The sequence below is a fragment of the Sphingomonas sp. BK580 genome, from assembly GCF_014194975.1.
Classification (GTDB): Bacteria; Pseudomonadota; Alphaproteobacteria; order Sphingomonadales; family Sphingomonadaceae; genus Sphingomonas.
The window spans coordinates 79,995-100,916 of the sequence record NZ_JACIAY010000013.1 but is presented as its reverse complement, the minus strand read 5'-3'; the positions used below and the strand labels follow the sequence as shown (position 1 = coordinate 100,916).

The following is a 20,922-nucleotide window of genomic DNA, read 5'->3' as shown; positions in this document are numbered from 1 at the left end:
ACGTTGGTGAAGGTGTCGCCTTCAGCGTCGCCCCCCTTGCCGGTGCCAGCGGTCAGATCGAGCGTCACTGCCGATGCCGAGCCCGAATAGTCGAGCGTATCGGTGCCCGCGTTGCCGTTGAAAGCGCTCGCATCGCTGCCGCTGATGAACGTGTCATCGCTGCGCGAGCCGAGGAAGCCCTCGATGCTGGAGAAGGTGTCGCCGGCCGCCTCGCCGGTGTGAACGCCGGTCTTGAGGTTGAGCGTCACCGCCGCCCCGCCGTCGTAGCTGGCGGTGTCCGTGCCAGCACCGCCGATCAGCGTATCGGCGCCAACGCCACCGAACAGGGTGTCGTTGTAGGCCCCGCCGGTGATGGTGTTGTTGCTGGCATTGCCGGTGGCGTTGAAGCCCGCGGTCGAGGTGCCGACAAAGGTCAGGTTCTCGACGTTCGCATAGCCGGCGATGCTCATGGTGGTGTAGGTGGTCCGCACTTCATCGATGCCGCCGTTGGCCGCCTCGACGATGGTCCGGGTGTTATAGTCGTTGATGACGTACACGTCGTTGAACGAGGTGCCGACGAAGCGCTCGACGTTGGTGAAGGTGTCGCCTTCAGCGTCGCCCCCCTTGCCGGTGCCAGCGGTCAGATCGAGCGTCACTGCCGATGCCGAGCCCGAATAGTCGAGCGTGTCGGTGCCAGCATCACCGTTGAAGGCGCTGGCGTCGCTGCCGCTGATGAACGTGTCGTCACCGCGCGAGCCGAGAAAAGCCTCGATGCTCGAGAAGGTGTCGCCGGCTGCATCGCCGGTGTGGACGCCGGTCTTGAGGTTAATCGTCACAGCCGCGCTGCCCGCGTAGCTTGCCGTGTCCACTCCAGCACCGCCAAGGAGCGTGTCTGCGCCCGCGCCGCCGATCAGCGTGTCGTCGCCCGCCCCACCATCAAGGGTGTCGCTACCAGCGAGCCCCGAGATCACATCACTCTGGTCGGTACCGGTCAGGGTGTCGTTCCCGGACGTGCCGCTGATCGTAGCCATAATTCACCCCTCCTAAAGGTCGTGCAGCTACTTACCGATAACCCTTAATAACTGGTTAATTCGCCTGTCAGCGCAGATTGTCTGCATCATTAGTTTCGCCCTCTTCAGGCTGGCGAGCGCGCCTCGACACGCATTTGAAGTTCGCCATGGCTCGTGAACTGGGATCACGCACAGCCTGCGCAGCGTCGCATGCGACGTGATTCCGCAACTCGCCGGGTTGCCGCCGTGCCTTTACCCAGTATGATGTGCTAGCAACGGTATGAGGGGTCCGCGAAGTGCGTAATCAGGGTATCGGTTATTACACCATCCGCGTACCTAGCAGTGACCTAGACAAGATTGCCGATTTCTACATCGGCATCGTGGGCCTTGAGAATGGCTCACGACCAGACTCGAACGTTGAGGGGAGATGGTTGTATGCGGGTGGTAAGGATGTGTTGCACATCGAGGCCGATAATGATCTAGTTTCCGCCGAAACCTCGATTGCGCACTCAATCAGTCACGTTTCTTTCCAGTGCACCGGGTTGGATGAGGCGGTCGAACACCTAAATAGTAGCCATGTAAGCTTTGACTTGGTTGGCACCAATGCTGTTGGTGTGGCGCAGGTATTCTTACGCGATCCAGAGGGTCGCGGAGTTGAGCTAAATTTCAATCCATAGGGGATGCAAACTGCCGCCTCCGATGAACTGGTTGTCTTTTTGAGGCGGTTCACTTCTGAGACGTGGCTCATCAACCGCTTAGAAGGATTGTGGTGGAGCGGCTATGGCTGTGAGCTTCTCCATCCGCATTACATGTAACAGCGAGAGATCGGGGCAAACGAAACGGTCGGATTCGAGCAAGGCACCCCTATGCTCTTCCAACTACGCTACGCGCGCTACGGCCGATGCACTTTAGGCATACCCTTAGCGAACCGAATGCCGCCCGCTGGCCGACCGCGAAGATGGCGCTCGTGTCCGAGTTTGGCAGGAAAGCGGACGCTAGAAGCCGAACCAGCTGACCGCTGCGACGCCGAGCGCGACCGTGCCGGCCGTAAGCGCAAGCAAGGCTAACATACCAGCAAGCCAGGCGGCGACACGCCCGAAGCGGTCGTCCACCCATTCGATGAAGTGCTCCGCCAATCCTGGAATAAGGGGGTCCATGCGCCGACGCTAGAATAGCCATGATGTCTGAGAATGGTCGTGCAGCAGACGGTCAGAAGCCGAGCTCGGATCGCTCCTCCACCTTTTTACCACTCCGCTGGTCGTAGCAAACGAGATAGCTTCCCGCTCCACTCGTCGCCCAAGCGCGAAGCTCCACGCAAGTCCGATCAGCCAGCCTCATGACGATCGGGAAGGTAGATCGCCGATGCCACTCCGCATCGTGGAAGATGTTGCGGGCATCTGACCTTGCCCTCTCCACGAGGGTAGCGTCCTCGGGATGCGTGAGGGGGCGGGTAGCAAGCGGGTAGAGCCACACGAGCAATGCCGTAGTCACCAGTGTGGTGAGCGTGAGCATGATCTCAATGGCTCGACGGGGAAGCCGCATCACCGCATCATGCCGCGCTGAATGAACGTCGGCTAGTGGGCGATAGCCGACGGCGCGCCGAACGACCGCGGCTGAGGCAAGCTCGGCCGCGACGAGCCGTAATCCGCTTTTCTCGTGCGTTCACTCATTGCGCCATCGAACCGGCTCGTCCGCCGCTGCCGGCAGCCGTCATCTGGACGACTGACCTCAGAGGAGGCCACCGCCGCCGCGATGGTTGGCTCATAGGGGTAAAACAGCGATCGGGCGGCTCCCTTTTGCCCGCCGAGGTGCAGCTGCCCTCTCGAACGGTCATCCATGGCGGCCTATCGACGCGCTGGAGCACCGAGTGCCATCGCAATGCCTTGCCCTTTTCCACCGATCTCACTCCAACTGCCTTCTTGTCGTGGTGAGGATTGACCTGCCCTAGCGCTCAACGTTGAACGATCTGCGATCACTTCGCCCTCGCCGACTTAAAGCATAAATCCGAGCGTTGTGGCGTAGAGCGCAGCATCTGGCGGTCGCTCAGGCCCGGCGGCGCTCGACGCATCGTGCCGTCCGGCCCCTGGCGCTCCGCCGCTCGTTACTTCGGCTCAGCAGGGTCTGCAGATTGGCGGCTCATCACCGCCTTCCTCAGCTCTTCGCGGTCCTGGCCTCCTCGAACGCGCGAACCGTCGGACGAAGCGTGTCCGGAAGGACATCCTGCGAAAGGGAGAGGCAGTAGCTGATCCGGTTGCAGAGCTTCGGATCATGCGTTACCAAGCGCCGGACGAGGTTCCCCTGCAGGAGGTCTGTGGCGTCCAGCAGGAGCTCGAAGACCGGCTTGGACGGCAACGCGGCCGTCACGCGCCACAAGAAGCGCGGCAGCGATGCGGTCAGCAGATCGAGCTTGGCGGCCGACGGCAGGCCTCCCGCCGACACGGCGTCGCGGAACGCCTCCAGGCCGATGAGCTGGATGTCCCACTCGAGCGGGTCTTTCAGGCCGACGACGCGGGCGATCGCCGCAAGCGCCCCGTCGAGCGCAACAGTCAGCCCCACCACTTGTCGCAGCGGGATGCGGATCTTGTGGTAGAGCGGTACGACGAGGTTAACCGGTTCGGCCAGACGGCGATCGACGTCCGGTGCGGAGAAGTCCTCCGCCGCCAGCATGTTGCCGTCCTCGAACATGAAGCGGGTGAACGGCCCCGTCTGGTCGTCGTGGACATAGAGACGATCCAGCCTTGCAGCCGCGAAACGCGTGCCGGAGGTACCGTAGCCCTGCGCCGGGTGATCTGCGAGCGAGAAGCCGGTTATGGCGACGGCGTGGTTGCCGCGCGTCATCAGCTCGCCGCCGACCTGGTCGGTGGTGCGTGCGAGCAGAGCGCAGGCGATGCCGGAGCGCATATAGGCGAGGACCGCGATCTTCAGCTCGAGCTGCATCTGCGCGGCCCGCTCCGCCTGGCTCTCCTGCCGATCCCGGTGCTCCCCGTCCCTATCGACCGGCGCCTCGGCTCCGGCGGGCCCGGCAGCGCCTTCGGGGGAAGGATCGACGGCTTCCGCGTAGTCGTCCTGCTGGATGGCGAGCCGCCGTATCGAAGTGACCCCGATCCCGAATGGCTCGAGCCCGACGCTCCGGATGGCATCGGCGATCTGCAGAGCGTTCAAGCCGCCGCCGTTCGGGAACGTCCGCCCGTCGACCCGGGCATGAGCCGTCGCCGCCTTCGTGATCTCGACGGGCGAGGGCATCGCGTGCTGGAAGAGCCGCGACGTGCTGTGGAGCATGGTCCACAGCGCGCTCGACGCGCAGGCCGCGACCTCCCGGTCCTGTTCCTGGAACGGCAGCGTCTCCACCTGGAGCTTCAGACCGTAGAGGTCGACCGCCTGCGGCTGCACCGTCGGGAAGACCCGTGGTCGGCTCTCCGTCGCTGGATAGGGCAGCAGGCAGGTTCGACCGATCACGGTCAAGGGAAGCGGCTTGATGACCAGAAAGCCGAGATAGTGCTCCTGCAGGGCCGCAGCGTCGTCGGCGACGATCGCCGCGCTGACCGCCTTCTCGTCAATCTCGCGCGCAACGAAATGCAGGCGCGTGCATACTCGGCTGTATTGCTCGAAGCAGCGCACGTAGTAGGCCGCGTAGTCCTCGAGGAAGTTGCGGTCGGTGTAGCCGCGCTCCACGATCATCGTGCGGCATCCGAGCTCCTTGAGGTAGCCGAAGAGGAAGCGCACCTGCGGCTTCTTCGCCACGGCCGCGTTCTGCCCGTGGCTGTGCGCCACAAGCGCCTTGTGCAGCGCCTTCTCCGAAAACGCCTCTACGTCAAATGGAAGTGCCACGCTTCCGCATTTCCCCTGGAGGGGCGTTCCGTCAGAAGGCGACTGGCTCGTACAGGGTTTCGGTGCGGACGCGCGTGGATCGCGCGAACTCGTCGCTGGTCCTCTGGGCGCGCGCCATCCTCGACTGGATCTCGACGACCCCGCCGTCTTCGAGCCAGAGCCGAAACTCGGTCTCGATGTCTTCCTGGCTGCGCTTCTTGCCCAATGTCAGCTCCTGCCGCCCCGTCCGTCGTCCCCGCGTTCGGCGTTGCGCGGGGGGATGATGCCTTTATGACGAGTCCCGGTCCACCGGTACTTTGTCGCGAACGTCCTAAAAAACCGTGGGCACCGCCGGTTCCACCGCTCGAGCCCGAAAACGCCGACCCGGGCGTGGCTCGTGACCATCCCTTGGATGGCCGACGGTCCGTCCCGCCTCCACCGGGTGCGGGATGGCCATCCCTAGCGACCCCGCCCTCGCGCCGTCAATGTCCGCTCTCGTGGACGAGGCCGCCGACCTGAACCGAAATGGCGCGAGCTGCTCTTGGTGCCAAAACAAAAACTGAATAACGTTCGCCATGCGTCCGCCACAGAGATGGGTCGGCGGGCCTTGGATGGCAATGGTTGCGTAGCGGGGAGCGGAATTGTCGATCGTGTTCGAGGACAAGTCCGTCGCGGGTCCAGCCACGCACGTCCTCATCGTCGGGGTCGGCGACTACCCTCACCTCCCCGGGGGCGCGTCCGAGGTGAAGGCCCGCTTCGACGACGGCATGAAGCAGCTGTCTTCGCCGCCCGCGTCCGCGCGCGCGTTCGCGGATTGGGTCATCAGCCATCTGTCGAGTCCGGTCCGGCCGCTCGCCACCGTGGAGCTGCTCCTGTCCGAGCCGAACCTCGCATACAGTCCACCCGCGCGGGGCGGACGAAAGGCTCCGGACGCCGTGGCCGGGCCCGCCGCGGTCCAGGCCATTTCGGACGCCGCCCTTAGATGGAAGGCGCGGGGCGACGCGGAACCCGGCAGCCTGCTCATCTTCTACTTCTGCGGACACGGGTTCTCCAAGGGAACAGACTTCGCGCTCGTCGCGTCCGACTTCGGCGGAAACGCTGGCCTGCCGATGCTAGGATTGATCGACCTGCCGCGCTTCCTCGCCGGCATGATCGACTGCGGATCGACCGATCAATGCTACTTCATCGACGCATGCCGCACTGCCACCGGCTCACTAATCGAGATGAACAACTATCAAGGCAACACGCTCGTGCAGAAGCTGGGAGCCGTGACACCGGGAGTGGCGCAGTGCGTCTACTACTCGACGCTCGGCGGCACGAGGGCCCACGGCAGGAAGGGGCGACCGAGCTTCTTCACGCAGGCGCTACTAAAGGCCCTCGCCGGCGTGGCGGCCTCCAACGACGACGGCGACTGGCGGGTGAAGACCGCACGCCTGTTCGAGGCTCTGGCGCACCTCATGCTCAACTTTCCCGCTCCGGGCCGTAAGGTGCAGTCGCCACAGAGCGGCTCCCAGGTTCAATTCGAGCTGCACCGCATCCAAGGCGATCCCGAACTGCCGTTCCTTGTCGGGTTCGCCGAGCATGCGGGACCACGGCCGCCGTCCGCCATTAGCTCCATCCTCTTCCGTCAGGCCGGAGCCGACGTCTCGGCCTATCCCGCGACCGTGCCGCCGCTTCCACGGCCGTGCGACTGGCGGCCCGACGTGTTCGAGACATGGCTCTCGGCCGGCGAGACCGAGATGGTGCTGAGCCGAGCGGACGGCGACGTGGCGATCGAGCGCCACAGCCTGCAGCCGCCCGGCAAGACGCTGAAGGGCAAGTGAGCGAAATGGCCACGCTCACGATCGAGATCCAGCAGCAGCCCCTGGGCGCGACGCGGGAAGGCGACAGCACGATGGCGGCGGCATACGTCGCCCGAGTGACGCGGATCGCGGAAGGAGGCTCCTCTCCGCCGCGCGGGAGCGATCATCGCGAGTTCGTCGTCGGCCTAGGCCGCAAGACGGCGACGGAGGTCGAGGCCGGCCTGTGGAGCGTCGAGCTCGCGCTGCCGTCCGGCGAGCTGCTCAACGAGCAGGTGCGTATCGCGGATGAGGACGAAATCCCCGTCAGCTTCCGGCTCGGGGATGCTCCGCACGAACGGCTCGCCTGGCAAGTCGCCGAGGGTTCGCTGCCGGAGCGCGACGTCTACGAAGCCCGTCGCGTGCCGATTGCGACCGCCGGCGTCCCGTCGCGGGCGGGAAGCCGGGCCGTACCCGCCAGAACCACCGAGAGGATGCGCAAAGCGCTCCCGTCACCGATCATCGTGACGGAGAGCTACGCCCGCGGCAGCGTCTACGACGCGATCCGCACCCGGACGCAGGTCACCGTCTTCCGCCGCGTTTCCAAGCCGGACCTTGAGGGTGCGAGCGCCGCCGAGAGGTTCGAGAGGTCGATGGAGACTTGGCGGGAGCTGGTCGCCGGCCTTCGCCTTGAGACGCCGATCCCGGAACTCGCCGGATTGGAGATCGACGAAGGCGCCGCGTTCGATCCTCGACCCGCCGATGACCGTCATGACGTATGGCGGCTCGGCGAGGTCTCGGACGGCGAACGCCGGTTCGCCGTGGTGGTGACGAACCGCTCGGTTGAGCTCGTCAGCCTGCCCCTTCCCTGGGTACCCAGAGGTGGCCTCGTCGACGGCGCTCTGCTGGAGCTCGTAATCGACAAGGACGAGGTCGCCGAACGATCGCGATCCAGCCTCACGCTTCGCGATCCGGACTTCTTCGGCGTGCTGTCATACCTGAAGAGCGGCTCGCTTGCGCTTGCGGGGAAGGTGGCCGGCATCGGGGGCGAAGGAGGCAACATGCTGGTCGGCGTGCTTGCCGCGAAGCGCCGCAATCCCCTCGCCGCGGCCGCCGCCGCCTATGCGCTTCTCGGATCGGTCGACCTCGCCGTGCCGCATCCCTGGCACCCATGGCTGGAGAATCTCAGCAGGTGGTATCCCTGGCTGCCGGATGGCGCCGTCCTGCACGGCCGCTGGCTCATGTTCAGCGGTTCCGACATCGACGGAAGGGCACGCGCCGCCTTCCTGCGGGCGTTCCGTCGCGGGCTTCCGTTCTATTCGCTGGGCCTCGCCTGGCTCCTCGAGGGACTGCGTCAGTTCGACGACGACGAGTGCGCCGAGGCGGCCCGTGTGGTGCGACAGGTCTCCCTTCGCTACGACGTTGGCCAGGTCTTCACCGTGCTCCGCCTGCACGCGCCCCCGGACCCGACGGAAACGTGAGAGGAATGATGTTTGAGGTCACGATGCTGCCTGCGAGCGAGGGCGACAGCCTGCTCATCCGGTACGGCGACCCCACAGCGCCGCGCCGCGTCCTAATCGACGCGGGACGCAAGGCCACCTTCAAGCAGCTGCTCGAGTTTCTGCCCGAGGAGGAGCGGCACCTGGAGCTGTTCGTGATAAGCCACGTAGACCGCGATCACATCGAGGGCGCGCTCGAAGCGCTCGATCCGGGGCGGTCCGACCTCACGTTCGACGACATCTGGTTCAACGCCTATCGGCATCTCCTCTGGCAACCGGACAGCGAGGAGTTCGGAGCCGTTCAGGGCGAGAAGCTGACGAAGCTGATCGTGGACCGCAAGCTGCCCTGGAACGAGGCCTTCGAGGGCGGCCCCGTGCGGCTCGAAGGAGACCTGCCCGTCGTCAGGACGCTCGCCGGCGGACTGAAGATCACTCTGCTGTCCCCCGATGCCGCGAAGCTGGCGCGGTTGGAGCCGCAGTGGGCCGAGGAGTGTCGGCGAGCGGGCCTCGATCCCGCCGCTTCGGCGACAGCCGAGCAGCCGCAGCCCGAGGACTACGGACCGAACGATGACATCGAGGACTTCGGCGGCTCGCTGGAGGACCTCGCCGCCGAGACGACGGTCGAGGATACGGCGCCGCCGAACGGTTCCAGCATCGCGTTCCTCGCCGAGTACGACGGGAGGACCGTCTTCTTCGGAGCCGACGCGCATCCGTCCATGCTCGTCGCCAGCCTGGATCAGCTAGGCCGCGAGCTCCCGCTGCGATGCGACCTGATCAAGATCCCGCACCATGGCAGCCAGGCCAACACGACCCGCGAGCTGCTGGAACGCCTGGACGGCGAGAGGTTCATGATCTCGACCAACGGAAGTTACTTCGGGCATCCCGACGAGATCGCGATCGCGCGGATCCTGACCCGGCCGTCCGATGGTCGCAAGACGCTCTACTTCAACTACGACCAGGACAGGACGCGGCCGTGGCGCGAGTCCGAGGCGCAGCGGAACCGCTACAGGTTCGACTGCGTCTACCCGAGCGCCGAGGGCGAGCCGGTCACCGTCACCCTCTAAAGACCGCGCGCAATCCCTGCCGGTCACGAATGGCGCGCTGCGGCTCGGACCGCCTACGGCGCGGCCTCTTTCGTCAAGGCGCGGCCTCCACACCCGCGCCGATGCGCCGGCATATCGCCCGCGCGGCACCGATCGAATGCCCGGGGACGGGCGGCCGTCGGCACCCGACGCCATCGGCAGTGCGAGGAGGCTAGCCGAGCGCCGTCAGGATCGCAGCGGACATCAGGCTGCCGAGTATGAACATGGGTGCGTTCACGGCCGCGTACAGGAAGGGACGCGGGAAGAGCGGGTTGATAGCGATGTTCACGGTCATCGCCCCCAAGTACCCGACCCCCACGAGCCCGCCGAGAGCAAGGGCCCCGCCGAGCGTGTCCAGCGCCAGCATGCGCATCAGGATGGCAGTGGTGCCGACGATGACCAGGCCGCAAACGAGCGGTCCCGCGAGGAAGATCGCGGACGGCTTGACCGCAGGTCGATCATCGATGCCCAGCGATCGAGCATACGCCTTGGCGAAGACGGCGCCGAACCAGACGCCGCCTAGGACGAAGTGCGCGATCGCAGCCACCAGCACGGCGAGCCAGTTCACCTGCGAGATCATCGAAGTCATTCGCTCATTTCCCTTTCGCATGGCCCTCAAAGGCCGGAGCAGCACTTCTATGCGCACCCTGCTGCCACCGTGCTGTCAGTAGCGGCTGCAGTTCGGACCGAGGCGGTCGACCAAATCGAGATTCGGCGGATCGACAGGACGATCCGTCCACGCCGCAGACGCATCTGCACCGATGAGCCCGCCGCGCGGGGACGATGCGTCTCCGCTCAGCCCATCTCACGAAGGCCGAGCGCATCGGCCAGCCTGTTCGCTATCCAGACCAATGCGATCGCCATCGCGGCGCCCCAGGCGACCTCGCCAGCGCGCGAGACAACCACCTGCTCGGGAGATCCAAGCCCCGGAACGAGCAGGATGATCGTGGCGGTGATCCCTGCGAGGCGCGCCGCTGTGGCGACGTCGATGATCCAGCATGCGACGATCGCGAAAGCGACGGCGAAGGCATAGCTCCAGATCGCGTTCCCGAAGACGAACGAGACCGCCACGGCCACGAGACCACCGATGAGGGCGCCTGCGAACTGGTCTCGGCCCGTGCTGCTGGCCGAGTTGAACTCGGACTGCGCGACGGCGATCGCGGTGATCGCGGCCCAGAACCCTTCGTGAAGCCCCAAGACGCGTGTCGGATAGAACGCCAGGACGGCGGCGGCGCCCGAAAGCAGAGCCTGCTCCAACCCCGACGCCAACCTACGACCAACGCTGCCTCGACGTGCGGACGCGCCTGCCGAAGACGTCCCGCGTGATCCGCTACGCGGCCCGAAGGGTTCAACATCCACCATGCGAGGGCAGGCTCACCAGGTCACTTGCCTGAGCTCGCGGCTTCGGAAATGAACGACAGCACCGCCCCGGCGAACTCCTCCGGCGCCTCCTCAGGCAGATAGTGCCCTACGCCGGCGAACACCCGACCCTCCAGGTGCTGCGTCCCCTTGCGTTCGAGGGCGTCGTGCACCGCTCCCCCCAGACTACCGGTCCCGCCGATCGCCAGCACGGGCATCGAAGGGGCGGAGCTCTGCTCGTTCTGCTCGGCGGTGACGTGCGCGGCGCGATAGTATGCGAAGCCCGCGCTCATGCGTCCCGGTGCGCTGTACGCCTCGACGTAGTGCTCGAGATCGGCCTGGCTGATCGCGTCGCGCACGGTGGTCTTCGTGTCGAACAGGTAGCGGAAGAACGCCTCCTCGCGCTCCTCCACCAGAAGCTCGGGCAGGTCCGGCGTGGCGCCTAAGAAGAACTGGAACACGCGCGGCGCGTTTCGAATGCCGAACGCCTCGGCAGGCGCGATCCCCGGAATGGCCGCCTCCGTTAGGCAGACGCGCTCGACCAGATCGGAATGGCGGGTCGCGATCGAGTAGCTTAGCCAGGTCCCGACGTCGTGACCGACGAGGAAGAAGCGGTCGACGCCGATCGATTTCAGTCCCTCGACGATCAAGTCGGCCATCGCGCCGCAGTCCGCCGGCGTTCCGGGAGGCAGAAGGTCCGAACGGCCGATGCCGGGCGGATCGAGCGCGATGACCCTGTAGCCTTCCGCCGCGAGGAGGGGCTGCACGAGCCGCCATGCGTACAGCGTCTCCGGCCAGCCTGCGATAAGGACGATGATCCCGCCCGAGCCCGGTCCAGCCTCGACCGCGCCGAGCCTTATCGAGCCGGCATCCAGGCTGATCGGGCGGCCAGCGTCCTGATGTGCCATGATATCGATCCTATCGTGAGCAAGGCCGCGGAGGATAGCAGCGGCGGAGCACCGCCCTCCTGCCGGAAACCTGAAGCCCCCCTTTCGTAGCTGGGCCTCGCCTCTAACACGCCCACCCCGTCGGGAGAGCAATGGCGCCTTCCGGAATCAGAGGGTTCAGCCCCTCAGGGAAAGGATGCAGGCTTCTCGTGGAGGAGAAGCGCGATGAAGGCGTATCTGATCTCGTTCGTCGTGGGAGGCGTGGTCGGCGTGCTCTACGCGGCCCTACACGTCCGCTCCCCGGCTCCCCCGCTCGTGGCTCTCGCGGGACTCCTGGGCATGGTTCTCGCGGAGAACGCCTGGCCCCACCTGATCACGTTCCTGCGCACGATGTCGCACTGAGCGGCGGCTGGCACCATGTTCTTCGCGCTCAACACCTTCATCTGGTCGCCCCGCCTGGAACTCGCTGACCTGCCGCTGCTGGAGCGCGCCAAGACGCTCGGCGCCGACCTCGTCGAGATTCAGCGCTCGGGCTTCGACGACTTTCCGGTCGACGCGGTCCGCAGGGAGCTCGAGCGCCTCGGCCTCGAATGCACGCTGAGCGCGTCCCCGACCAGTCCGGAGGCCTGCGTCGTAGCCGATCGGCCGGAGCATCGCCGGGCAGGAGTGACCTACCTCCGCGACGCCATAGCCGCCGCGCGCGATCTTGGCGCGCGTCTTCTCGTCGGTCCGCTCTACGCCCCCCCGTGGTGGTTCACCGGGATGCGGAGCACCGACGCGCAGTGGGAGTGGGCGGCGGAAGGCTTCGCGGCCGTGGCGACGGACCTCCATGCCTCCGGCGTCGAGATGGCCATAGAGCCGCTCAACCGCTTCGAGACGTTCTTCCTGAACACCGCCGAGCAGGGCGTGCGCCTATGCGAAGCCGTAGACGATCCGAACGTCGGCCTGCTGCTCGACACCGCGCACATGGTCGTCGAGGAGAAGGACATCGCTTCTGCGATCTGGCTCGCCGCTCCCTGGCTAAAGCACCTCCATCTGCCGGAGAACGATAGGGGGACGCCGGGTACCGGACTGATCGACTGGAACAGCCTCTTCGATGCCGTCGTGCGATCGGGCTACGCCGGCGGCTGCGCGATAGAGACCTTCCCCTTCCCGGCGCCGGAACTGGCGATGCGGACGCGAACCTGGCGCGACCTGGCGGACACCAGCGACGATCTGGCGCGATCGGGCCTGACCTTCCTGCGCCGCAGCTACGCCGAAGCCGTTGCGAGGAACCACGGATGAGGTTCGAAAGCGCCGTGCGCGCGACCCTCGCCACGACGACCATCGTCGCGGCCCAGGCGGCGTCCGCCCAGGTCGTCGTGCCGCTGCCGCCGGCCGACCTCGGCCAGACCAACATCCTTGACGGCGACGGAGGACCGGGCGCCCTCTTCGAGCTGATCGGGGCGGGCTACTTAGCAGACGAGATCGTGGACTCCGGAGGGCACTCGACACCCGGTCGCCAGCGCCAGCGCATAGCCGCCGTGGTGCTGCACCCCGTCTATACGGCGAAGGCATCGATCCTGGCCGCGCACCCAGGACTGGAGGTGCTCGTGCCCGTGTCCCGCGTGAGAAACGAGTTCGGCTCGCCGGGGTCGGGCACGGCCTCGGGCTTCGGCGACGTGACGATCGCTCCGTTCCTGCAATGGTCGTCCCGACCCGATCAAGCCGGTTCCATATCTGTCCGAGCCGCAGTGCAGGTGGTCGCGCCCACCGGTCGGCGCCGCGCCGACCGTCCCGTCAATCTCGGCTCCGGCGCCTGGCAGGTTTCGCCCTACGTCGCCACGACGATCCACCTGTCGAAGGCCTGGGATCTCAGCGGCCGCGCCATCTTCGACAGGAGCGGCACGTCCGATGGCGTCGACGGCGACGGCGTCGCTCTGCGCGCGCGGGCAGGAGACTTCCTCGTGATCAACGGATCGCTCGCAGCGCTGGCCGCTCCGGACTGGCGCGTGGGCGTCGGCGGCTACCTCCTGCAGCAGACCGGAAGGTCTCGGATCGACGGCGCGAAGGTCGGAGATCGTCAGCGCGCCATGGCGCTCGGACCGGTCTCGCGTTGGCAGATCGCCGGAATGAACCTGCTCGTGGCAGGCTACGCGGAGTTCGGCGTCCGCGACCGGCCCAGAGGCTTCATCTTCAACATGCGCATCCAACGCCCCATCCCATAAGCGCGGAGCAACGGTCATGGACAGAAGGCTTCTCATCAAGACGGGTCTGGCGACGATCGGCGCCGGAATGGTGCCGTCGGCGCTTCGAGCGCAGGGGCCGTTGCCGGGAGCTCCCACGCCCGGCCTCCAGCAGGCCACCATCGCGGATCCGGCTCCCGCGCCCGACGTTACCGGAAGAATCAGCCCGCAGGCGCACGGCAAGTCGCTGATGGTGGTGAACAAGCAGGCGCTGACGATCGGGTTCTACGATGCGGCGACCGGCCAGACGCAGAAGACGTTCTCGCTGCCGCCACGGCCGCACGAACTCCTGATCGCGCGGAACGGACGGACGGCGTACGTGTCCATCTACGGCGACGGCATCTACAGCGCGAACCCGCACCCGGGCAATCAGGTCGCGATCGTCGACCTCGCCGAACGCAGGTGCACCGGATTCCTTTCCACCGGCTCCGTCTGGGCGCCTCACGGCCTGGCCGAGGCGCCGGATGGAACGATCTGGGCCTCGTGCGACATCGGCAAGACGGTCGTGGGGTTCGATCCCGCATCCCAGCGTCAGGTCGGCGCGATCCCCGTGAACCATGCCGGCGGCCACTGGATCGTAGCCCACCCCACGAACGGGACTGCGTTCCTCAGCAACCGCGCCGGGTCGGGAATCGTCGTCGTCGACCTCGCCCAGCGACGCGTCGCCGGCACCATCGACACGCCCCACGCGATCACCGGCCTCGCGCTCTCACCGGACGGGGCGCGCCTCTTCGCGGCCGACGACCAGCGACCCGCGCTGCTCACCATCGACACCGCAGCGCGAACGATACTCGCCTCGACCGACCTGGAAGGACTGCCCTTCAGCACGGCCGCGCACGGCGACAGGGAAAGGCGTGTGAGGGTGTCGCCCGACGGCAGGTACGTCCTGGTCGCCGACTTTCCCTCGGCCGGTCTGGTCAGGGTCGACGCAGCGCGTCCTCAGCGCCAGAAGCTTCTGCTCATACAGCACGGACCCATGGGCATGGCCTTCTCGCCCGACGGAGCCACGCTGTGGGCCTGCAACCATGACGCCGGCACGATCACGATCGTCGACGTGGCGACGATGACTGCGCTTCGCGACTTTGCCGTCGAGCCGGGCGCCGAGACGGCGGCGCTTCTGGGATGAAAGCGCTCCTTCTAGACCGGCCGGACGCGCCCGCGAAGGTCGCGGACAGCCCCAAGCCGGCGGGCCGCGACGGCCTGCCTTCGTTCAGGGTGCGCGCCGCCGCTCTGACGAACCTCGACGTCATGATCGCCAGGGGAGCCCACTATCTCAGCCCCTCGCAATGGCCACGCGGCGTAGGCAGGGAGGCCGTCGCGGAGGATGCCGCAGGCCGGCGCTTCTATCTGACGGCTCCGGCAATCCCGACTCCGCTCGGTTCGATGGCGGAATGGACGCTTGCCGATCCGTCGCGCGCGCTTCCCGTACCGGAAGGCATCTCGGACGAGGTCGCCGCAGCCATCGGCAACCCAGGGCTTGCGGCATGGCTCGCGCTCTCGTGGCGCGGCCGGCTTCGAGTCGGCGAGTCGGTCCTGATCCTGGGCGCGACCGGCGCCTCAGGAAGGATCGCGGTGGCCGCGGCGTCCATTCTCGGAGCGGGCAGGATCGTGGCCGTCGGCCGCAATCAGGCCATGCTCGACCGCCTCGAAGGAGCCGACCTCACCTTCGCCCTCCAGCCGGACGAGACCGCGTTGACCAACTTCCTTCTCGGCGGCTTCGCGCAGGGGTTCGACGTCGTCATCGACTACCTGAACGGAAGCATCGCGGAGGCGGCACTGCCGTCGCTCGCTCTCGGCGGGCGCATGGTGCAGGTAGGCTCGGCGGCCGGCCCCTCGATGATCCTGCCAGCGCAGCCGATGCGGCGCCACTCGCTCGACGTGCTCGGATTCGCCTACTACCACGCGCCGATCGAGCTGCAGGCCGAAGCCTATACAGGACTGTGCGTCGCAGCCATGGGCGGCCTCATAGACCTGGACTACCGCAAGACCAGCCTCGGTCAGGCGCCACAGGCATGGGACTCTCAGACCCGCGGCGGCGGTCCCCGCTGGGTGGTGTGCCCGGGCCTGTGCCGCGAGTCAGCAGAGTGAGGGCAGCCGCTCGGCGAGAAGGTCGATGAACGCGCGGATCCTCGGAGGAACGTGCCGCCGGCTCATGTGGGTGGCGTAGAGACAGATCTCGTCGCACGCATGCGACGGCAGCAGCTCGACAAGCCTGCCCGTCTCCAGATCCTCCCGTACGTCCCAAAGCGCCTTCACCCCTATGCCGCTGCCGGCGAGGATCCACTGGTGGATCGTATCTGAGCTGTCGGCCACGAGAGATCCGCCGATCTGGTACTCGCGAGGCCCCTCCGGCCCCAGCAGCGTCCAGCTGTCGTAGATCTTGTCGCCGCGGCGCATCCGGATGCAGTCGTGGGCGACGAGGTCCTCGGGGGACTGCGGGGCTCCGTGCGCCTCGACGTACGCGGGAGAGGCGCACACCACGCGCCGGCTGTGCAGGAGGCGGCGATGTATGACCGAGCCGTCCGTCGGCCTCTTGGTGACGATCGCCACGTCGAGATCGCCCTCGAGAACGTCCGGACGCGCGTCGGTGAAGGAGAGATCGACCGTCACGTCGCGGTACGCGGCCGAGTACTCGCGACAGAGCGGCGCCACGAGCCGTCGACCAATCTGATGCGGAGCGCTCACGCGAAGCCGGCCCCTCGTGGTCTTGGACACGCTGTCGAGCTCGGCTAGCGTGGTCTCGAGATCGCTGACGATCACGCACGCGCGCTGGTAGAGGAAGCGGCCTTCTTCGGTGACGACGAACTTGCGCGAGGCGCGGTCGATGAGCCGTACCCGAAGCCGGTCCTCCATGAGCGAAAGCCGGCGGCTCACCGCGGTTAGCGACATGTTCTGCCTCCGGGCGGCCTCAGAGAGGCTTCCCGCCGCCACGATCCGAGTGAAGAGACGAAGATCCCCGAGGTCGTACATCGCCGTCAGCTCCGCTCCAGCGAACCCGCCGGATGGCGAATCCTCATCAAGCAGCAACATACGCGAAACCAACGTGGCGATCGGGGCCGAAACGTCACCTGAGTGACGAGGACGCGTCGCACTGATCAGAACTTCATTGGAAATTTACGTCGCGTATACTGACATTCGATCGTGCCGTCCAATGCTCAAGGCCGAGAGAACGACGCTTCCTGTGTTGCGGTAAGCGCAAGCATGCATTGCCGTCGCAGGTAGGTAGCAAGACGAACGATTGAGGCATTGTCGCGTGATCACGGATCAAGCGCTCCACTAGCCTTCAGTGCCGGGATCGCCAACTCGCGAGGCCACGATGACAACATCGAAGGAACTCGACGAACGACGTCGGACGCGGCGGCGCGGGCTGAGCGGCGCACCGACCCGACTCGCACGGCTGGCCGTCATGATCGCGAGCTCGGCCTTGACCGGCTGCACCGGCGTCATCGATCCGCAGGGCCCCGTGGGCCGCACGAACCTGGCGGTGCTGCTCATCGCGCTCGCCGTCATGCTTGTGGTCGTGCTCCCGACCATCTGCGCAGCCGTCTGGTTCGCCTGGTGGTACCGAGGCTCGAACCCCCGCGCGCGCCGCCGCCCCGACTTCGTCTACTCCGGTCGGATCGAGCTGGTGGTCTGGTCGATCCCGCTCCTGATCGTGCTCTTCCTCGGCGGCATCGCCTGGATCGGCAGCCACATCCTGGATCCGTATCGACCGCTCCGCAGTCCCAGGCGGCCGATCGAAGTGCAGGCCGTCGCACTCGATTGGAAGTGGCTCTTCATCTACCCCGAGGCCGGCGTGGCCAGCGTCAACGCGCTCGCCATCCCGGCGGGAACTCCGGTGAGATTCCGGATCACCTCCGCTTCGGTGATGAACACCTTCTTCGTCCCCCAGCTGGGATCGATGATCTACGCCATGAACGGCATGGCCACGCAGCTGAACCTGCAGGCCGATCGACCGGGCACATACAGGGGCATGTCGGCGCACTTCAGCGGAGACGGCTTCCCAGGGATGCACTTCCCGACGGTCGCCATGACCGACGCCGACTTCAGGGTATGGCTCGGCAAAGCCAAGAGCGGTGGCGGGACGCTGGACGCCGGGGGATACAAGGCGCTCTCGCTCCCGAGCAGCGACGTCGCCTCGCACACCTACGGCACCGTGGCGCCCGGCCTCTTCGACGCCATCGTGGACCTGCGGCTCGCTCCTGCGCCCGGCCCTCTGGCTCCCGCCGCCGCTCAGGCGACCTCATCACGAAAGGCGAGCTGACCGCATGCTTGGAAAGCTCTCCCTCAGCGCCATCCCGCTCAACGAGCCGCTTCCGATCGTGGCCTCCCTCGTCGTGATGCTGGTCATCGCCGGAACCCTCGTCCTCACGTTCGTCAAGGGCTGGTGGCCGTACCTGTGGTGCGAGTGGATCACATCCGTCGATCACAAGCGAATCGGCGTCATGTACTGCCTCCTCGCTCTCATCATGCTCCTCCGCGGCTTCTCCGACGCCATCATGATGCGGTCGCAGCAGGCGCTCGCGTACAAGGCGCCCGGCTTTCTTCCGCCCGAGCACTACGACCAGGTCTTCTCGGCCCACGGCACGATCATGATCTTCTTCGTGGCCATGACGTTCGTCGTCGGGCTCATGAACTACGTCGTGCCACTTCAGATCGGCGCGCGCGACGTCGCCTTCCCCACCTTGAACTCCGCCAGCTTCTGGCTGACCGCCACGGCGGTCCTGCTGGTGAACATCTCGCTCTTCGTCGGCGAGTTCTCCCGTACCGGTTGGCTGCCCTACCCGCCGCTGTCCGAAACCAGCTACTCGCCGGGCGTCGGCGTGGACTACTATCTGTGGTCGCTGCAGATATCAGGCATCGGCACCCTGATGTCGGGCATCAATCTCGTCACGACCATCCTCAAGCTTCGCGCGCCTGGAATGACGCTGATGCGCATGCCCGTGTTCTGCTGGACTTCGCTGGCGTCGAACCTGCTGATCGTCGCGGCCTTTCCCATCCTGACCGCGACCTTGGCGATGCTGATCCTGGACCGCTACCTCGGATTCCACTACTTCACCAACGACGGCGGCGGCAACATGATGATGTTCATGAACCTCATCTGGGCGTGGGGCCACCCCGAAGTCTACATCCTCATCCTTCCAGCGTTCGGCGTGTTCTCGGAGATCTTTTCGACGTTCTCCGGCAAGCCGCTATTCGGCTATCGATCCATGGTCCTTGCGACCATGTGCATCTGCGTCCTCTCCTTCATGGTCTGGCTGCACCACTTCTTCACGATGGGAGCGGGCGCCGACGTGAACTCCTTCTTCGGCATCATGACGATGATCATCGCCGTGCCGACGGGCGTGAAGGTCTTCAACTGGCTCTTCACCATGTACGGCGGCACTCTGCGGTACGCGACGCCGATGCTGTGGGCCATCGCCTTCGTCGTCACCTTCGTGATCGGCGGCATGACGGGCGTGCTAATGGCGGTACCGCCGGCAGACTTCGTGCTGCACAACTCCCTTTTCCTGGTCGCCCACTTCCACAACGTGGTGATCGGCGGCGTGCTCTTCGGCGCCTTCGCAGGCTACTCGTACTGGTTTCCGAAGGCCTTCGGCTTCCTGCTCGACGAGCGCTGGGGCAGGCGGGCGTGCTTCTGCTGGGTGGCGGGCTTCTATCTCGCGTTCATGCCCCTCTACGTCCTCGGGCTGCTCGGAATGACGCGCCGAATGCAGAGCTACGACGTCTCGGAATGGCACCCGTGGCTTCTGCTCGCGCTCTCCGGCGCGCTCCTGATCGCCTGCGGCATCGCGTGCCAGGTGGTCCAGCTCGTCGTCTCGATCAGGACGCGGGACGAGCGCAGGGACACGACCGGTGATCCCTGGGACGGGCGCACCCTCGAGTGGTCCACCTCGTCGCCGCCTCCCGCGTTCAACTTCGCCAAGGTGCCGCAGGTTGCCGGCCTCGAAGCTTACTGGACCGCCAAGGAGCGGGCCCTGAGCGAGCATCGCCTGCCGGAAGCCCCCTCCTACGAGGCCATCCCGATGCCGCTGCGGTCGCCTACCGGAGTCGTCGCTGCGTTCTTCGCGACCTGCGTAGGCTTCGCGCTGATCTGGCACATCTGGTGGCTGGCCGCCCTAGGGTTCGTCGGAGCCATCGCCACCGCGGTCGTCTTCGCCTGGCGGGAGCAGTCGGAGTTCTCGATCGCGGCCGGCGAGGTGGCGCGCATCGACGCGATCGACCGCGCCGCGCGGAGCAGCGCTCTGCGGAGCATGGAGCGTACGGCATGAGCGCGATCACCGCACCAACGGCAGCACGCGGCGGCGGATCGGAGGGCGGCCAGGACGGACCGCCTCCGCACGACAGCGGCGAGGGCGGAGCGCCCGACCGCACCGTCGTGGTGGGCTACGGCTTCTGGATCTTCATCCTGTCCGACATCATCATGTTCGCCGCCCTCTTTGCGGCGTTCAGCGTGCTCTCCGGCAGCACCGCGGGCGGTCCCGCGGCCAGGCAGCTGCTCAGCCTGACGTCGGCGAAGTACGAGACAGCGGTCCTCCTCACGTCATCCTTCACGTGCGGCCTCGCGGCGCTCGCGCTCGGCAGAGGGGCGACGGGTCAGATGCAGGTCTGGCTGGTGGCGACGCTGGTTCTGGGCGCGACCTTCCTCGTGCTCGAGCTGAGCGAATTCGGCGACCTGATCGCGGAGGGGACCGGCCCCGACCGCAACGCCTCGCTCTCCTCCTTCTTCGGCCTGGTCGGCTGCCACGGAGCCCACGTCGCCTTCGGGCTGCTCTGGCTCATTCTACTGATGGCCCACTTCGCGGCGAAGGGCTGCCGCCCGGAGCTCGTCCGGCGCCTCCTCTGCTTCAGCATCTTCTGGCACGCGCTCGACATCGTCTGGGTCGCAATACTCACGAACGTCTATCTGATGGGAGCAGGACGATGAGCGAAGCCAGACCCGGCGCGCGCAACGGTCGCGCGACGCTTTCCTCCTACGTCTGCGGCTACCTGCTGGCCATCGGCCTATCGGCGGCCTCGTTCGCGGTGGCCGAGAGCACATTGTGGGCGCCCGCCGTGCCGGTGGCGCTCGCGGTGCTCGCCGTGGCCCAGATGGGCGTGCACCTCGTCTTCTTCCTCCACATCACCACGGCCCCCGACAGCACCAACAACGTGCTGGCCCTGGCGTTCGGCGTCCTCATCGTCATCCTGGTGGTGGGCGGATCCCTCTGGATCATGAGCCACCTCGACTCGAACATGATGCCCGCCATGCGCATGAACGCGCAGGGCTTCTGACGCATGACCGCGCAGCCCCTC

General features: G+C 66.4%; 21 protein-coding genes. 13 read left to right on the top strand and 8 right to left on the bottom strand.

Annotation, left to right across the window (positions count from 1 at the left end):
- On the bottom strand, positions 1-1,010 hold a 1,010-nt coding region (locus FHY05_RS19020; protein WP_183946011.1), incomplete at its 3' end, for a calcium-binding protein.
- 275 nt (positions 1,011-1,285) lie between these two features.
- On the opposite strand from FHY05_RS19020, the gene FHY05_RS19015 reads away from it, so the two are divergent.
- Complete coding sequence (locus tag FHY05_RS19015) at positions 1,286-1,666, top strand: VOC family protein (RefSeq protein WP_183946010.1); 381 nt, start codon at positions 1,286-1,288, stop codon at positions 1,664-1,666.
- A 318-nt stretch (positions 1,667-1,984) separates the two neighbouring features.
- Here FHY05_RS19015 and FHY05_RS19010 read toward each other — a convergent pair whose 3' ends face one another.
- From FHY05_RS19010 to FHY05_RS19000, 3 genes are all read right to left on the bottom strand, one after another.
- Positions 1,985-2,146, bottom strand: a complete 162-nt coding sequence (locus FHY05_RS19010; protein ID WP_183946009.1) for a hypothetical protein — start codon at positions 2,144-2,146, stop codon at positions 1,985-1,987.
- 994 nt (positions 2,147-3,140) lie between these two features.
- Entirely contained in the window at positions 3,141-4,817 is a 1,677-nt protein-coding gene (locus tag FHY05_RS19005; protein WP_183946008.1) for a hypothetical protein, read from the bottom strand.
- Between the two features lie 31 nt (positions 4,818-4,848).
- Positions 4,849-5,022 (bottom strand): hypothetical protein, encoded by a 174-nt coding sequence (locus FHY05_RS19000; RefSeq protein ID WP_183946007.1) that lies wholly within the window; start codon positions 5,020-5,022, stop codon positions 4,849-4,851.
- A gap of 424 nt (positions 5,023-5,446) precedes the next feature.
- Here FHY05_RS19000 and FHY05_RS18995 point away from each other — a divergent pair, with 424 nt between their 5' ends.
- Genes FHY05_RS18995 through FHY05_RS18985 form a run of 3 tightly spaced genes read left to right on the top strand, consistent with a single transcriptional unit; the run spans position 5,447 to position 9,137 of the window.
- The gene (locus tag FHY05_RS18995; RefSeq protein WP_311732527.1) at positions 5,447-6,619 is read left to right on the top strand and encodes a caspase family protein; all 1,173 of its coding nucleotides are present in this window, start codon (positions 5,447-5,449) and stop codon (positions 6,617-6,619) included.
- Between the two features lie 5 nt (positions 6,620-6,624).
- Positions 6,625-8,055: a hypothetical protein gene (locus FHY05_RS18990; RefSeq protein ID WP_183946005.1), complete on the top strand. Its 1,431-nt coding sequence runs from the start codon at positions 6,625-6,627 to the stop codon at positions 8,053-8,055.
- Positions 8,056-8,063: 8 nt separating this feature from the next.
- Positions 8,064-9,137 (top strand): ComEC/Rec2 family competence protein, encoded by a 1,074-nt coding sequence (locus FHY05_RS18985; RefSeq protein ID WP_183946004.1) that lies wholly within the window; start codon positions 8,064-8,066, stop codon positions 9,135-9,137.
- Between the two features lie 190 nt (positions 9,138-9,327).
- On the opposite strand, the gene FHY05_RS18980 is transcribed toward FHY05_RS18985, so the two are convergent.
- The 3 genes from FHY05_RS18980 to FHY05_RS18970 form a co-directional block, all read right to left on the bottom strand.
- Positions 9,328-9,744, bottom strand: a complete 417-nt coding sequence (locus FHY05_RS18980; protein ID WP_183946003.1) for a DUF1761 domain-containing protein — start codon at positions 9,742-9,744, stop codon at positions 9,328-9,330.
- 206 nt (positions 9,745-9,950) lie between these two features.
- The gene (locus FHY05_RS18975; protein WP_183946002.1) at positions 9,951-10,412 is read right to left on the bottom strand and encodes an aromatic acid exporter family protein; all 462 of its coding nucleotides are present in this window, start codon (positions 10,410-10,412) and stop codon (positions 9,951-9,953) included.
- A gap of 125 nt (positions 10,413-10,537) precedes the next feature.
- On the bottom strand, positions 10,538-11,422 hold the full coding sequence (locus FHY05_RS18970; protein ID WP_183946001.1) for an alpha/beta fold hydrolase: 885 nt from the start codon (positions 11,420-11,422) through the stop codon (positions 10,538-10,540).
- 204 nt (positions 11,423-11,626) lie between these two features.
- Between FHY05_RS18970 and FHY05_RS18965 the strand changes: the two genes are divergently transcribed.
- From FHY05_RS18965 to FHY05_RS18945, 5 genes are read left to right on the top strand one after another with little or no spacing between them, the layout of a single operon-like run.
- Positions 11,627-11,803 carry a DUF1427 family protein gene (locus tag FHY05_RS18965; protein ID WP_183946000.1) on the top strand — a complete coding sequence of 59 codons (177 nt, stop codon included), beginning with the start codon at positions 11,627-11,629 and terminating at the stop codon, positions 11,801-11,803.
- A 15-nt stretch (positions 11,804-11,818) separates the two neighbouring features.
- Entirely contained in the window at positions 11,819-12,685 is an 867-nt protein-coding gene (locus FHY05_RS18960) for a sugar phosphate isomerase/epimerase (RefSeq protein ID WP_183945999.1), read from the top strand.
- Positions 12,682-13,608, top strand: a complete 927-nt coding sequence (locus tag FHY05_RS18955; protein WP_183945998.1) for a transporter — start codon at positions 12,682-12,684, stop codon at positions 13,606-13,608. The genes FHY05_RS18960 and FHY05_RS18955 overlap by 4 nt, the downstream gene beginning before the upstream one ends.
- A gap of 16 nt (positions 13,609-13,624) precedes the next feature.
- Positions 13,625-14,752: a YncE family protein gene (locus tag FHY05_RS18950; protein ID WP_183945997.1), complete on the top strand. Its 1,128-nt coding sequence runs from the start codon at positions 13,625-13,627 to the stop codon at positions 14,750-14,752.
- The gene (locus tag FHY05_RS18945) at positions 14,749-15,714 is read left to right on the top strand and encodes a zinc-binding alcohol dehydrogenase family protein (protein ID WP_183945996.1); all 966 of its coding nucleotides are present in this window, start codon (positions 14,749-14,751) and stop codon (positions 15,712-15,714) included. The genes FHY05_RS18950 and FHY05_RS18945 overlap by 4 nt, the downstream gene beginning before the upstream one ends.
- On the opposite strand, the gene FHY05_RS18940 is transcribed toward FHY05_RS18945, so the two are convergent.
- Positions 15,703-16,656: a LysR family transcriptional regulator gene (locus FHY05_RS18940; RefSeq protein WP_221191314.1), complete on the bottom strand. Its 954-nt coding sequence runs from the start codon at positions 16,654-16,656 to the stop codon at positions 15,703-15,705. The two genes, FHY05_RS18945 and FHY05_RS18940, sit on opposite strands and share 12 nt — an antisense overlap.
- 286 nt (positions 16,657-16,942) lie before the next feature.
- Between FHY05_RS18940 and cyoA the strand changes: the two genes are divergently transcribed.
- From cyoA to cyoD, 4 genes are read left to right on the top strand one after another with little or no spacing between them, the layout of a single operon-like run.
- Positions 16,943-17,890, top strand: coding sequence for a ubiquinol oxidase subunit II (cyoA, locus tag FHY05_RS18935; RefSeq protein ID WP_183945995.1), 948 nt, complete (start codon positions 16,943-16,945; stop codon positions 17,888-17,890).
- 4 nt (positions 17,891-17,894) lie between these two features.
- On the top strand, positions 17,895-19,898 hold the full coding sequence (gene cyoB / locus FHY05_RS18930) for a cytochrome o ubiquinol oxidase subunit I (protein WP_183945994.1): 2,004 nt from the start codon (positions 17,895-17,897) through the stop codon (positions 19,896-19,898).
- On the top strand, positions 19,895-20,554 hold the full coding sequence (locus FHY05_RS18925; protein WP_183945993.1) for a cytochrome (ubi)quinol oxidase subunit III: 660 nt from the start codon (positions 19,895-19,897) through the stop codon (positions 20,552-20,554). Before cyoB ends, FHY05_RS18925 begins: the two co-directional genes overlap by 4 nt.
- The gene (gene cyoD / locus FHY05_RS18920) at positions 20,551-20,901 is read left to right on the top strand and encodes a cytochrome o ubiquinol oxidase subunit IV (RefSeq protein WP_183945992.1); all 351 of its coding nucleotides are present in this window, start codon (positions 20,551-20,553) and stop codon (positions 20,899-20,901) included. Before FHY05_RS18925 ends, cyoD begins: the two co-directional genes overlap by 4 nt.
- Positions 20,902-20,922 lie beyond the last annotated feature (21 nt).

Coding starts and splice junctions, on each gene's coding strand:
- FHY05_RS19010 (WP_183946009.1), bottom strand. CDS start 2,146: ATGGACCCCCTTATTCCAGGATTGGCGGAGCACTTCATCGAATGGGTG.
- FHY05_RS18945 (WP_183945996.1), top strand. CDS start 14,749: ATGAAAGCGCTCCTTCTAGACCGGCCGGACGCGCCCGCGAAGGTCGCG.
- FHY05_RS18950 (WP_183945997.1), top strand. CDS start 13,625: ATGGACAGAAGGCTTCTCATCAAGACGGGTCTGGCGACGATCGGCGCC.
- FHY05_RS18980 (WP_183946003.1), bottom strand. CDS start 9,744: ATGACTTCGATGATCTCGCAGGTGAACTGGCTCGCCGTGCTGGTGGCT.
- FHY05_RS18970 (WP_183946001.1), bottom strand. CDS start 11,422: ATGGCACATCAGGACGCTGGCCGCCCGATCAGCCTGGATGCCGGCTCG.
- cyoB (WP_183945994.1), top strand. CDS start 17,895: ATGCTTGGAAAGCTCTCCCTCAGCGCCATCCCGCTCAACGAGCCGCTT.
- FHY05_RS18965 (WP_183946000.1), top strand. CDS start 11,627: ATGAAGGCGTATCTGATCTCGTTCGTCGTGGGAGGCGTGGTCGGCGTG.
- cyoD (WP_183945992.1), top strand. CDS start 20,551: ATGAGCGAAGCCAGACCCGGCGCGCGCAACGGTCGCGCGACGCTTTCC.
- cyoA (WP_183945995.1), top strand. CDS start 16,943: ATGACAACATCGAAGGAACTCGACGAACGACGTCGGACGCGGCGGCGC.
- FHY05_RS18940 (WP_221191314.1), bottom strand. CDS start 16,656: ATGTTGCTGCTTGATGAGGATTCGCCATCCGGCGGGTTCGCTGGAGCG.
- FHY05_RS18960 (WP_183945999.1), top strand. CDS start 11,819: ATGTTCTTCGCGCTCAACACCTTCATCTGGTCGCCCCGCCTGGAACTC.
- FHY05_RS18990 (WP_183946005.1), top strand. CDS start 6,625: ATGGCCACGCTCACGATCGAGATCCAGCAGCAGCCCCTGGGCGCGACG.
- FHY05_RS18925 (WP_183945993.1), top strand. CDS start 19,895: ATGAGCGCGATCACCGCACCAACGGCAGCACGCGGCGGCGGATCGGAG.
- FHY05_RS18985 (WP_183946004.1), top strand. CDS start 8,064: ATGTTTGAGGTCACGATGCTGCCTGCGAGCGAGGGCGACAGCCTGCTC.
- FHY05_RS18955 (WP_183945998.1), top strand. CDS start 12,682: ATGAGGTTCGAAAGCGCCGTGCGCGCGACCCTCGCCACGACGACCATC.